Annotated in this window: 14 protein-coding genes; 4 read left to right on the top strand and 10 right to left on the bottom strand. The window is 60.6% G+C overall.

Annotated elements, in window-relative coordinates; translation table 11 throughout:
- Window positions 1-8: 8 nt before the first annotated feature.
- Genes SKA53_RS08065 through SKA53_RS08075 form a run of 3 tightly spaced genes read left to right on the top strand, consistent with a single transcriptional unit; the run spans window position 9 to window position 2,028 of the window.
- Entirely contained in the window at window positions 9-620 is a 612-nt protein-coding gene (locus tag SKA53_RS08065) for a flavin reductase family protein (RefSeq protein WP_040483219.1), read from the top strand.
- A complete protein-coding gene (locus SKA53_RS08070) occupies window positions 617-1,501 on the top strand; it encodes an S-methyl-5'-thioadenosine phosphorylase (protein ID WP_007205625.1) in 885 nt (294 codons plus the stop codon). The genes SKA53_RS08065 and SKA53_RS08070 overlap by 4 nt, the downstream gene beginning before the upstream one ends.
- Window positions 1,498-2,028, top strand: a complete 531-nt coding sequence (locus tag SKA53_RS08075; RefSeq protein ID WP_007205626.1) for an adenine phosphoribosyltransferase — start codon at window positions 1,498-1,500, stop codon at window positions 2,026-2,028. Before SKA53_RS08070 ends, SKA53_RS08075 begins: the two co-directional genes overlap by 4 nt.
- A 223-nt stretch (window positions 2,029-2,251) precedes the next feature.
- On the opposite strand, the gene SKA53_RS08080 is transcribed toward SKA53_RS08075, so the two are convergent.
- The 10 genes from SKA53_RS08080 to coxB all read right to left on the bottom strand — a co-directional run bounded on the left by SKA53_RS08080 (window position 2,252) and on the right by coxB (window position 11,156).
- The gene (locus tag SKA53_RS08080; RefSeq protein WP_007205627.1) at window positions 2,252-3,664 is read right to left on the bottom strand and encodes an FAD-binding oxidoreductase; all 1,413 of its coding nucleotides are present in this window, start codon (window positions 3,662-3,664) and stop codon (window positions 2,252-2,254) included.
- Window positions 3,665-4,249 (bottom strand): GNAT family N-acetyltransferase, encoded by a 585-nt coding sequence (locus SKA53_RS08085; protein ID WP_007205628.1) that lies wholly within the window; start codon window positions 4,247-4,249, stop codon window positions 3,665-3,667.
- Window positions 4,249-5,517: a M16 family metallopeptidase gene (locus tag SKA53_RS08090; RefSeq protein WP_007205629.1), complete on the bottom strand. Its 1,269-nt coding sequence runs from the start codon at window positions 5,515-5,517 to the stop codon at window positions 4,249-4,251. Before SKA53_RS08090 ends, SKA53_RS08085 begins: the two co-directional genes overlap by 1 nt.
- Complete coding sequence (gene thrC / locus SKA53_RS08095) at window positions 5,514-6,899, bottom strand: threonine synthase (protein ID WP_007205630.1); 1,386 nt, start codon at window positions 6,897-6,899, stop codon at window positions 5,514-5,516. The genes SKA53_RS08090 and thrC overlap by 4 nt, the downstream gene beginning before the upstream one ends.
- Window positions 6,900-6,901: 2 nt before the next feature.
- Window positions 6,902-7,582 carry an SURF1 family protein gene (locus SKA53_RS08100; RefSeq protein WP_007205631.1) on the bottom strand — a complete coding sequence of 227 codons (681 nt, stop codon included), beginning with the start codon at window positions 7,580-7,582 and terminating at the stop codon, window positions 6,902-6,904.
- A gap of 77 nt (window positions 7,583-7,659) precedes the next feature.
- Complete coding sequence (locus tag SKA53_RS08105) at window positions 7,660-8,463, bottom strand: cytochrome c oxidase subunit 3 (RefSeq protein WP_007205632.1); 804 nt, start codon at window positions 8,461-8,463, stop codon at window positions 7,660-7,662.
- Between the two features lie 25 nt (window positions 8,464-8,488).
- Window positions 8,489-9,103, bottom strand: a complete 615-nt coding sequence (locus SKA53_RS08110; RefSeq protein WP_007205633.1) for a cytochrome c oxidase assembly protein — start codon at window positions 9,101-9,103, stop codon at window positions 8,489-8,491.
- Window positions 9,100-9,303, bottom strand: coding sequence for a hypothetical protein (locus tag SKA53_RS08115; protein ID WP_007205634.1), 204 nt, complete (start codon window positions 9,301-9,303; stop codon window positions 9,100-9,102). Before SKA53_RS08115 ends, SKA53_RS08110 begins: the two co-directional genes overlap by 4 nt.
- Complete coding sequence (gene cyoE, locus SKA53_RS08120) at window positions 9,297-10,250, bottom strand: heme o synthase (RefSeq protein WP_007205635.1); 954 nt, start codon at window positions 10,248-10,250, stop codon at window positions 9,297-9,299. The genes SKA53_RS08115 and cyoE overlap by 7 nt, the downstream gene beginning before the upstream one ends.
- A gap of 78 nt (window positions 10,251-10,328) precedes the next feature.
- Window positions 10,329-11,156, bottom strand: a complete 828-nt coding sequence (gene coxB / locus SKA53_RS08125) for a cytochrome c oxidase subunit II (RefSeq protein WP_007205636.1) — start codon at window positions 11,154-11,156, stop codon at window positions 10,329-10,331.
- Between the two features lie 180 nt (window positions 11,157-11,336).
- Here coxB and tldD point away from each other — a divergent pair, with 180 nt between their 5' ends.
- Window positions 11,337-12,758, top strand: a complete 1,422-nt coding sequence (gene tldD, locus SKA53_RS08130) for a metalloprotease TldD (protein WP_007205637.1) — start codon at window positions 11,337-11,339, stop codon at window positions 12,756-12,758.
- Window positions 12,759-12,776 lie beyond the last annotated feature (18 nt).

Below are 12,776 nucleotides of genomic sequence, written 5' to 3' on the forward strand. Positions count from 1 at the left end.
TCTTGACCATGTTTTACGCCCCGAAAGACGGCCATAATCTGCCGCATAACCCTTTCAACGCCATCGTCTCGCCGCGGCCCATCGGCTGGATCGCGACGCGCGGGGCGGACGGGCAGGACAACCTTGCCCCCTATTCGTTTTTCAACGCCGTCGCCTATGAACCGCCACAGGTGATGTTCGCCTCGACCAGCGCCAAACCCGACCGTGACGGCACAAAGGACAGCGCGGCCAATATCCGCGAAACGGGGGTATTCGCTGTCAATATCGTGGAATACGCGATGCGCGACGCGATGAACCAGACATCAGGGCCGTGGGACCGCGCCACGGATGAATTCGCACTGGCCGGCATCACCAAGGCTGAATGTGAAACGATTGCCTGCGCGCGGGTCGCCAATGCACCCGCCACGCTGGAATGCAAGCTTACCCAGATCGTCACCCTGCCCGGTGCCGCCAATTTCGCGGTCTTTGGCGAGGTGATTGGCGTGCACATCCGCGACAATTGCCTTGTCGACGGTCTGTTCGATGTGACAACTTTCCACCCGCTGTCGCGGCTGGGCTATCGCGATTACACAGCCGTGCGCGATGTGTTCAGCCTGACCCGCCCGGGAGAGAAAGCATGACACAGACCATCCTGGGCATTATCGGCGGGTCAGGCATTTACGACATGGACGGATTGCAAGACCCATCATGGGTCAGCGTCGACAGCCCGTGGGGCGCGCCTTCGGACGCGGTGCTGACAGGGCAGATGGAAGGTGTGAAGATGGCCTTTCTTCCCCGCCACGGGCGCGGCCATGTGCATTCACCCACGACAGTACCATACCGCGCGAATATCGACGCGCTCAAAAGGCTGGGGGTGACCGACATTATCAGCATCAGCGCCTGCGGGTCGTTCCGCGAAGAGATGGCGCCGGGCGATTTTGTGATCGTGGACCAGTTTATCGACCGAACCTTCGCGCGCGAAAAATCGTTTTTCGGCACCGGCTGCGTGGCGCATGTCAGCCTAGCGCATCCGACCTGCCCGCGCGTCTCAACCGCTTGCGCCACGGCGGCACAGGCTGCAGGGATCACCGTGCATCGCGGCGGCACGTATCTGGCGATGGAAGGACCGCAGTTTTCGTCGGTCGCGGAAAGCAAGCTCTACCGCAGCTGGGGCTGCGACGTGATCGGCATGACCAATATGCCAGAGGCGAAACTCGCCCGCGAGGCGGAAATCTGCTATGCCTCGGTGGCGATGATCACCGATTATGACAGCTGGCACCCCGACCATGGGGCTGTCGACATCACCGCGATCATCGCAACCTTGAAAGGCAACGGCAGCAAGGCGCATGACCTGATCGCGCGGCTGCCTGCCTTGCTGGGCGCAGACCGTTCTCCCTGCCCGCATGGCTGCGACCGCGCGCTTGATCATGCGATCATGACCGCCCCCGACAAACGTGACCCCGCCCTTCTGGCGCGGCTCGATGCGATCACCACCCGTGTCTTTGCGAAAGAAACCAGATGAAAACCGTCCGCGACTATATCCGCACCATTCCCGATTTCCCGCATGAGGGGATCATGTTCCGCGATGTAACCACGCTGTTCGGCGACGCGCGCGGCTTTCGCATGGCGATTGACCAATTGCTGCACCCCTATGCAGGCACACCCATCGACAAGGTCGTGGGGCTAGAAGCGCGTGGTTTCATCCTTGGCGGTGCGATCGCGCATCAGATGTCGGTCGGCTTCGTGCCGATCCGCAAGAAAGGCAAATTGCCCGGGAAGACGGTGGAACAGGCCTATCAGCTCGAATACGGCGAGGCGGTGATGGAACTGCACGACGATGCGCTGCAACCGGGTGAAAAGGTGTTGCTGGTCGATGACCTGCTTGCGACCGGTGGCACCGCCGAGGCCGGTATCCGCCTGATCGAACGACTGGGTGCGCAGGTCACCGGCTGTGCCTTCGTCATCGACCTGCCTGAATTGGGTGGCGCGCGCAGGTTGCAGAACCTCGGGATGCAGGTGCATAGCCTGTGCGCCTTCGAAGGACTTTAATGCGCTCCGCGCGGGGAGTATTTGTGGAAAAAAGAAGTTGTTAAGGAAGATGCGGTATGACGGTTCCACGGTACAGGCTGGAGAGCCGATGACCGTGAAATGAGAAGTCGCCTGATCCCGGACCCCAGAAAGGTCGGCCTGTAGCGGGCAACGGGGTCGGGCGCATCTTTCGTACTTCTTATTTCCCCAAAATACTCCTGCCAGAGGCGCGGCCCCACCGGACCTATCCTTGGGGCAGGATCACGCCGGGGTTCATGATGCCCTGGGGGTCGAGCGCGTCTTTGATCGCGCGCAGCATCGCAAGTTTTGCTGCATCACCGTAAAGCTGTAGATCATCCACCTTGGCCCGTCCGATTCCGTGTTCAGCACTGACCGATCCGTCCAGCGCAGCCACCAGATCATGAATCGTCTGTTGTATGGCGGGACGTAAGGCGTCGTAGTCCATGCGCATCCGACCCTTGGCCGGAAAGACATTGTAATGCAGGTTGCCGTCGCCCAGATGGCCAAAACAGTTGATACGCATATCGCTCAGGGCTTGCACGGCGGCCGACGCCTGCGCAATGAATGCCGGCACCGCGCTCAGCGGCAGGGCGATGTCATGCGAGACAATAGACCCGATCCGGCGGTTCGCCTCGGGAATATTCTCGCGGATGGCCCACAGCGCCTGCCGCTGGGCCGCCGATTGCGCGATCACCCCGTCAAGGACAAGCCCCGCGTCAAACGCATCCGTGAACAGCCGTTCAAGTGCGGCATCAGGATCGCCACTGGCGGGCAGACCAAGATCGATCAGCACGCTCCATTCGGGGATTGCGTCGAGTGGCTGGCGCACGTCCGGCCCCACTTCGGCCAGAAAGTCGAACCCTTGCCGGTGCATCAGCTCGAATGCCGACAGACCATCGCCGATCTGTGCGCCTGCCAGCGCGAGCAGGTCAAGCGCCGCCTGCGGCGATGGCACCGCCAACAATGCTGCACCCAGATGCACGGGGCGCGGCACCAGCCGCAGGGCAGCGGCGGTGATGATCCCCAGCGTTCCTTCGGCCCCGATCATCAGGTTGCGCAGGTCATAGCCGGTGTTGTCCTTGCGCAGCCGCGTCAGCCCGTGCCAGATCGTACCATCGGGGCGCACGACCTCAAGGCCCAGACACAGCGCGCGCGCATTGCCGTAGCGCAGCACGTTAACCCCGCCTGCATTGGTAGCCAGCAAACCGCCGATCCGTGCCGATCCTTCGGAGGCGAGCGAAAGCGGGAACAGCCGGTCCAGGTCTTCGGCGGCCTGTTGCACATGGGCAAGGATCACACCCGCCTCGCAGACCAGCACGTTTTCGGAGGGATAGACCGCGCGTATCTTGTTGAGCCTCTCCAGCGACAAAACCACCGGCGCCGGACCATCTGGCATGACCTGCCCGCCGACAAGGCCGGTGCCGCCGCTATAGGGCACAATCGCCACGCGCGCCTGCGCACAGGCCGCGACCACAGCGGCGACAGCGGCGGTATCGGCGGGCGCCACGACCAGCCCGTGCCCCTGCCAGCGCCCGCGTGGTTCGTTGAAATAGGCAGCGCTGTCCGGACGGAAGGCGGCGGCATCCAGAAGCCCGCGCAAAAGGTCTTCAAATTCCGGTGTCACCGCATTCAGCATCTAACCCACATCCGTCTTGCCGCGCCTGTCGTGGCGCAGGTTGGCGTATAGCACATGGTTGCGCCAGCGTCCGTTGATCTGCAAATAGCTTTGCGCGACACCTTCGTATTTATAGCCGCATTGTTCGAGCAGCCTTCGGGACGGGGTGTTTTCCGGCAGGCATCCGGCCTCGATCCGGCTGAGGTCCAGCACGGTGAAGGCGTGGTGGACGACAGCCTGCACCGCCTCGCGCATATAGCCTTGCCGCGCGAAAGGCGCGCCGATCCAATAGCCGGTGATCCCCGATTGCGCAGGGCCACGTTTGATATGGTCCAATGTAATTGCCCCTAAAAGCGCATCATCGGACCGGCGGAACAGGAACAGGGGCAAGGCCGAGCCTTGGGCGATAGACCGTTGCGCCCAATAGACACGATTGGTGAACCCCCTGCGCGACAGATGGTCAGAGGCCCAGCTTGGCTCCCACGGGGTGAGGAAATCCGCGCTAGCCTGCCGCAGGGCGGCCCAGGGGCGGAAATCCGTGTGCATGGGCGCGCGCAGGGTCAGTCGTTCGGTTTCGATCCTAACCTTGCGCTTGATGCCCAGCATTACGCGGCAAGCCGTGCTTTCAGCGCATCCAACGTCGGGGCCTGATCGGCCGGGCCGTAAAGCGCCAAAGCTGTGCCAACCTGCCCCGCCATTTGTGCGGCAAAGGTTTTCACGTCGCCGGTGGTCACATCATCGATATGGGCGATGGTTTCCTCGATCCCCGGAATCCGGTCCCAGATCGACAACAAACGCGCCAGCCGTTCGGCACGGTTCGAGGGGCTTTCAAGACCCATCAGCATTCCGGCCTTCATCTGCGCGCGGGCGCGGGCCACCTCGGCGTCAGACATGTCGTCGGCGGCGCGCTTCATTTCGTCAATCGTCAGATGTGCGAGTTCGGCGATCTGCTCGGCGCTCGTGCCGGCATAGATCGTGGTCATGCCGGTGTCCTCATAGGCGCCGGCCTGCGCAAAGATCGTGTAGCATAGCCCACGGTTTTCGCGGATTTCCTGAAACAGCCGCGAGGACATGCCGCCGCCCAAGGCGGTCGCATAGATCTGCGCAGTATAGATCGCGGGGTCGCGATAGGTCGGCCCTTCGAGGGCAAGCGCGAAGTGCACCTGTTCCAGCGCCTTGGTCGCGCGCCGTTCGCCGCCGATGAATTTTGCAGGCTGCAACAGGCCCGCCGCACGCTCGACCCGTGGTAGATGGCCGAAAAGAGCCTCTGCCTGCCGGACGATCGCGTCGTGATCAACGGCACCGGCGGCGGCCAAAATCATCTGGTTCGGCCCATAATGTTCTGCAACGAAGCGGTCCAGATCGCCCTTGGCAAAGGTGCTGACGCGCGCGGCCTCACCCAGAATGGACCGGCCAAGGGGTTGGTCAGGATAGGCTTCTTCCTGCAACCAGTCAAAGATGATGTCGTCGGGGGTATCCAGCGTCTGACCGATTTCCTGCAGGATCACGCCGCGTTCAACCTCGATTTCCGCATCTTCGAACAGCGGGTTCAACAGGATATCGGCGATGATATCAAGGCCGAGGGCCACGTCATCTTCCAGCACGCGGGCGTAATAGGCTGTCATCTCGCGGCTGGTATAGGCGTTGATATAGCCGCCCACATCCTCGATCTGTTCAGCGATCTGCAGGGCAGTGCGCGATTTGGTGCCTTTGAAGGCCATATGTTCCAGAAAATGCGCGATACCGTTCTGTTCGATCCGTTCGTGCCGCCCGCCCGCCAGCACCCAGATACCGATGCTGGTGGATTTCAGGCCGGGCATCTGTTCGGTGACGATGCGCAATCCGTTGGACAGGGTGTGTTGCTGGATGGTCAAGATATGATCCGTTCCTTGATGACGGCTTGCAGCGCCGCCAAATCTGCTGCGACAGGTGTGACCCGTTCGGGGCGGTCGTACAAGTCCGCCATCCGCGCGGGTAGCGGGGCCGATATGCCTGATGCCGCCTTGACCGCGTCGGGGAATTTGGCGGGATGGGCGGTGGCAAGGGTCACCATCGGGACGCTGCCCAGATGCGCCTGCGCCACATGCGCGCCCACGGCCGTATGCGGGCACAACAGTTCGCCATGCTGCGCAAGGTAGGTTTTGATCGTGGTGCTGGTGTCTTCTTCTGACGCGCGGCCCGATTTGAACGCAGCCGTCAGCATGTCATAGGCCCCTTGCGAGATTTTGAAACCGCCGGATTTCAGATCTTCCATCTGGCTGGCAACCGCTGCCCCGTCTTGCCCATAAGCATAGAACAGCGCGCGTTCAAAGTTGGAACTGACCTGAATATCCATCGACGGGCTGATTGTCGGCGTCACACCTTGCTTGGTGTAGGCCCCTGTCAGAAGGGTCCGGTGCAAAATATCGTTACGGTTGGTCGCCACCACCAGATCGGCAATCGGCAGACCCATCTGTTTGGCGATGAAACCTGCGAAAATGTCACCAAAATTGCCGGTCGGTACAGTGAAACTGACAGGGCGGTGCGGCGCGCCAAGGCTGACAGCGGCGGTGAAATAATACACCACCTGCGCCAGCACGCGGCCCCAGTTGATCGAATTGACCCCCGCCAAACGCACATCATCGCGGAAAGCGAAATCATTGAACATATCTTTGACCAGCGCCTGACAATCGTCGAAATCGCCCGCCACAGCCAGTGCATGGACATTCGCCTCGGTGGGTGTGGTCATCTGGCGGCGCTGCACTTCGGATACGCGGCCATGGGGGTAAAGGATAAAGACATCAACCGCCTTGAGCCCGCGAAACGCCTCGATCGCCGCCGATCCGGTGTCGCCGGACGTTGCGCCCACGATCGTCACACGGTCGCCCGAACGGGACAGCGCGGCCTGAAACATCTGGCCGATCAGCTGCATCGCGAAATCCTTGAACGCCAGCGTCGGCCCGTGGAACAATTCCAGCAGGTAATGATTGCTGTCCACCTGCACCAAAGGCGCGCGGGCGGCATGACCGAAACCGGCATAGGCGCGGCTGATCAGATCGCGGAACTGTGCATCGGTAAAGGTGTCGCCGATAAAGGGTCGCATCACGTCGAAAGCGACGTCTTCGTAAGATTTGCCCGCCATTGCCGCGATCTGGGCATGCGACAGGGTCGGGATGTCCTCGGGCACATAAAGCCCGCCGTCACGCGCCAGACCTGTCAGCATTGCCTGTTCAAAGGTCAGCACGGGCGCCGTGCCACGGGTCGAGATATAGCGCATGATCAGGCGTCCTTTGGCCGAAGAGTGCGGAGGATCAGGAAAAGGGACATAACGGCCCAGACGATGGCCAGCAAGAACCATGTGACGGCATAAGCAAAGTGGTCGTTCTTGATATCGGCGGTTGCGACAGGCAGCGCCGTCAGGCGCGGGTCGGCGGGGGTGGTCGCGGTGGCGACGACCATCACCGGCAGGCTGTCCATTGCTGCGGCCATCGTATCTACATTACGGGCGAACCAGATATTTGCGGGCAGGTCGGGGTCCGGCGTGCTGCTGGTCTGGTCATCGGGCCACACCAGGGTGCCGGTGACCTGCATCGGTGCCAGCAATGGCGCGGCGGCCTTGGCCTCCAGAGGCAACAGCCCCTGATCCAACAGAATCGTCAGACCGTCATCCGTCGCGAACCGTGAAATGACCCGGTAGCCGGTCCCTGCCGCAGTGCCGGACACCAGCACATGCAGCTCCTCGCCCGTGGGGGTGCCCGACAGGGTCACGCGGGTGTATTCATCCGCAGCCTCGGTCACATCAGGGGTGAAATGTTGAGGATCGGCGTCCAGTCGCGCGTTGATATTGGCAAGGATGTCTTGTTTCCACGCCAGCCTGTCGATTTGCCACAGCCCCAGCCAGAGCAGTACGCCACAGCCAGCCACACCGAGCAGCACGGGAAAGATGATCTTGCGCAGCATATCACGCCTTTGATGGAAAAAACGCGCGGGGATGCCGCGCGCTTGATTGTTTGGGGTGGGTCGGGGTGAACCCTGGCTTACGCGCCCCAGATATAGATGGCCGCGAACAGAAACAGCCAGACCACATCGACAAAGTGCCAGTACCAGATCGCAGCTTCGAAACCGACATGCTTTTCCGGTGTGAAATGGCCCCGTTCAGCCCGCAACAGGCAAATCAGCAAGAAGATCGCCCCAATGACAACATGTGCGCCATGAAAACCTGTCGCCATGAAGAAGTTCGCATAATGAATCTCGCCACCAAAGGTGTAGCCGTCCTGCGTCACGAGGATCCAGTATTCATAGGCTTGGAATGCCGTAAAGATCGCCCCGAAGATAATCGACAGTACCAGACCCAGTTTCAGATCCTTGCGGTTATTTTCATGGACCAGCGCGTGATGCGCCCAGGTCGCAGCACAGCCAGAGATCAGCAAAAGCAATGTGTTGATCAGCGGCAGCCCAAATGGATCAATCGCATAGATTTCCGGCTTGATGTATTCGGTGCCCATGTAGGTTTCCATCGGATACATCTGATGCTTGAAGAACGACCAGAACCAGGCCGCAAAGAACATCACCTCGGACATGATGAACATGATAAAGCCATAGCGCAGACCGATCCGCACCACGGGGGTGTGATCGCCTGCTTGGCTTTCGGCAACCACGTCGGACCACCATGCAAACATGACGTAAAGCACGGCAATCAGACCCATCAGGAAGACCCATGGACCCGATTCATGCATCCACAGAACAGAGCCAAACAACATCACGAAGGCCCCTAGCCCCCCAATGAAAGGCCAGATCGAAGGTGGCAGAATATGGTAATCGTGGTTTTTCGTATGCGCCATCTGGTGCGTTCCCTATCGGCTATCTTCAGTAAGTCTCTATGGCGTCTTGCGACGCCGGTGTCAAAGCTGTCGCGTCGGCCGAAGCCTGCATGTAATCGGACGGCAGGTCGATCTCGAAAAAGGTATAGCTCAGCGTGATCGTATGCACATATTGACCTTCGCGGTCATCGACGATGTCGGGATGCACGAAGAACGACACCGGCATCAGCACCGTTTCACCCGGCGCCAGCACCTGCTGGGTAAAGCAGAAACACTCGATCTTGTCGAAAAATCCACCCGCCTCATAAGGCGTCACGTTATAGGATGCCTGCCCTGCAATAGGAACGTCCAACGGGTTATGCGCCTCGTAGAACACCAATGCGGTTTCGCCGATGCGCAATTCGACTTCGCGCTGCACCGGCTTGAAGGTCCAGGGCATGTCGCGGGCAAGCGAGCCGTCAAAGCGCACCTTGATCGTTTCGTCCAGAATAATATCGCTGTCGCCTGCGGCAACGCTTGTTGTCCCGCCAAAGCCGGTGACACGGCAGAACCAATCATAAAACGGCACCGATGCCCATGCCAGCGCCCCCATGACGACGACAAGCGCCGTGGCCTGCGCGGCGCTGCGGTGAATACCTTTCAGGCGCGGGAACAAAGTCACTGGCCAACCTCCGTCTCAGGCACCAGTTGCGGACGCGGCGCGTGGTCAAAGGTTTCAAACTGACGGATATTGTCCAGCTGCAAAACCTTGACCACAGTCAATCCAAAAACGATGGCGATAAAGCCCACCAGCAGCAGACCGACACCGGCATTGCGCCCTTTGCGGCGCGTATGCAGTTCGTGTTCGACGCGGATTACCATGACCAGCCTCCTAAACCGTAAAGCCGCAACGCAGCCTCGACCAACAATGCGCCAAAATGCGCGAACAGATAGTAAAGAGAGACTTTGAAAACCTTGATCTCGACTGCGTGTTTGTCGGCCTCGCAGGCGGCATCGTCGCGCTGCCAGATGTCATAAGCGCCTTTCAGGAACCAAACATTCATCACCACGGCGACCGCCATGTAGAACGGCCCACCAATCGACGTCAGCCCCAGGCCCAGCGCCACCGGCACCAGCAACAGCGTGTAAACAAGCACATGCCGCCGTGTCACATCGCGCCCATGGGTTTCAGTCAGCATTGGCACACCGGCACGGCCATAGTCAGATTTCACAAACAGCGCGAGCGCCCAGAAATGCGGCGGCGTCCACATGAAGATCAGCGCGAACATCAAAAGCGATTCGATGCTCACCCCACCCGTGGCAACCGCCCATCCGATCATCGGCGGGAAAGCACCCGCTGCGCCACCGATGACGATGTTCTGCGGCGTCGCGCGTTTCAGCCACATCGAATAGACAACCAGATAGAAAAAGATCGTGAAGGCCAACAAGCCGGCGGCCAGAAAATTCGTCGCCAGCCCCAGCAGCACGATGGCGAACCCCGACAGCGCTGCACCAATTCCCAGCGCCTCGCCCGGTGCAACGCGCCCCGATGGGATGGGCCGGCCTACCGTGCGTTTCATCACGGCGTCGATATCGGCGTCCCACCACATGTTCAGCGCCCCTGACGCCCCTGCCCCGACAGCGATGCACAGGATCGCGACGAACCCAATGAACGGATGCACCGGCACCGGCGCGACCAGCAGCCCCACAAGGGCCGTGAACACGACCAGCGACATGACCCGCGGCTTGAGCAGGGCAAAGTAATCGCCCATGCCCGCCTCGTGGCCCGCCTTTTGGGTCGTGTGGTCGTTGGCGCTGAAATCAGTCATTGGCAGTCTGTCCTTGCAAAGTGCGGTACAATCACGCTGATGGCGGATCCGTCAGGTGAAAGGTGACCCGCCCGTCGATCAGGACAAGCCCTTCTCGTCGGCCAACCATGCGTCATATGTTTCCTGGCTGACCACTTTGACGGTGATAGGCATATAAGCATGTGCCTGACCGCAAAGCTCCGAACATTGGCCAAAGTAGATGCCCTCACGTTCCGCAGCGAACCAAAGTTCCGCCAGACGGCCAGGGATACCATCTTGCTTGACGCCAAATGCGGGGACAGTCCAGGAATGGATCACATCGGCCGCAGTCACCTGCATCACGACGGTGGCACCGACCGGCACAACAACGGCTGTATCAGTCGCCAGCAGATATTGGTCTTGCGTATAGCCAAACTGTTCCAGCTCTTCGCGGTTCAACAAAAAGCTCTCAAAGCTGACATCTTCGTCTACATATTCATAGCCCCAGTACCACTGGTAGCCCGTCACCTTGATGGTGATATCCGCCTCGGGGATTTCCTGTTGCTTGAACAGGATCGGCAGCGAAAAAGCACCGATGAACACAAGGATGACGATCGGCACCACGGTCCATGCGACTTCGAGCGGGGAATTATGTGTGAACCCTGCAGGGTTCGGGTTGCGGCGGGCATTGTAGCGCATGATGACATAGATCAGCAGGCCGGTCACAAAAACGGTGATCACCGTGATGATGACCAGCAGCATGGAATCAAGCCACACGACATCGCGTGCCAGTTCAGTCGCCGATGGCTGGAAACCCATCCCGCCGGGCAGCGGCTGGCCCACGATTTCGAGGTCCTGGCCAATGTTTTGTTGTGCCATCGCCGTGCTGCCTGCCAGAACCAGACCCAGCGTGGTCCAGACAGAGGTTGCAAAGGTGTTCAGTCGCATGTTGTACCCTAACTTCATAAAGCCTCGCGGCCCCGATCCCCGGTCAGTCCGCTCGGGCTACGGGCGGAATCCCATTGTCTTGATGCGCCCATGTCCCATATCCTGACGCACAACTCAAGAACTGCTGTTGCGGCAAACAGACGCTTTTGTCCCTGAATGTTGCCGCCAAAGGATATTGCTATGACCGCCACCCCTTTTCGCCCGTTCGAAACCCATCTGGATCAGGCGCGCGCGCTTGTTTTGCTGCGCGCGGCAACGGCGGGGGCTGATGATGGCGAATTGTTCATCGAAAGGCGCAAGTCTGAAATGCTGTCGCTGGATGACGGGCGCATCAAGACAGCCAGCTTTGATGCTTCCGAAGGATTCGGGCTGCGCGCCGTGCGCGGCGAGACCGCAGGCTATGCCCATGCAACCACGATCGACGAGCACGCATTGCACCGCGCCGTCTCGACAGCGCGGCTGGCAGTGGGCGATGGCGGCGGGGTGATGGCGGATGCACCAGCAGGCACCAACGCCAAGCTTTACAGTGATGATGATCCGATGCTGCAGGCCAGCTTTCCCGCCAAAATCGACGTTTTACGCGAAATTGACGCCTTTGCCCGCGCGCTTGATGCGCGTGTCGTGCAGGTGTCGGCCAGCCTTGGTGCTTCGCATCAAGAGGTGGTGATCCTGCGCCCCGAAGGTACGCTGGTTACCGATACCCGCCCGATGTCGCGCATCAATATCAGTGTGATCGTGGAACAGAACGGCAAGCGCGAAAGCGGCGGCATGGGCGGCGGCGGGCGCACCGGCCTGATCGGGCTGATCAGCCGCGACCATTGGGAACCGATCCTGCGCGAGGCGTTGCGCATCGCGTTGGTGAACCTTGACGCTGAACCTGCGCCTGCAGGGGTCATGGATGTTGTGCTTGGCCCCGGCTGGCCCGGTATCTTGCTGCACGAAGCCATCGGACACGGGCTTGAGGGTGATTTCAACCGCAAGGGAACCAGCGCCTTTGCCGGGCTGATGGGCCAGCAGATCGCGGCCAAGGGCGTGACCGTGCTGGATGACGGCACGATCCCCGACCGGCGCGGATCAATCACCGTCGACGACGAAGGCACGCCCAGCGCGCGCAATGTCTTGATCGAGGATGGCGTGTTGGTCGGCTATATGCAGGACCGCCAGAACGCCCGCCTGATGGGGGTTGCGCCCACCGGCAACGGACGGCGCGAAAGTTTCGCCCATACACCGATGCCGCGCATGACCAACACCTATATGCTGGCAGGCGACGCCAGCCCTGAAAGCCTTGTTTCGGAATTGAAAGACGGGATTTATGCGGTGGGTTTCGGCGGCGGTCAGGTCGATATCACCAACGGCAAGTTCGTGTTTTCCTGCACCGAAGCCTATCGCGTGAAAAACGGGATCATCGGCGCGCCGGTGAAAGGGGCCACGCTGATCGGCGACGGGGCGACCGCCTTGCAGCGGATCAGGGGGGTCGGCAATGATCTGGCGCTTGACCCCGGCATCGGCAATTGCGGCAAAGCTGGTCAATGGGTGCCAGTGGGCGTGGGCCAGCCCAGCCTGCTGATCGGCGGTCTGACCGTCGGTGGCGCGGCGGCCTGATGCGGGCCGATTCGGGTA

Source organism: Yoonia vestfoldensis SKA53 (genome assembly GCF_000152785.1).
GTDB lineage: Bacteria > Pseudomonadota > Alphaproteobacteria > Rhodobacterales > Rhodobacteraceae > Yoonia > Yoonia vestfoldensis_A.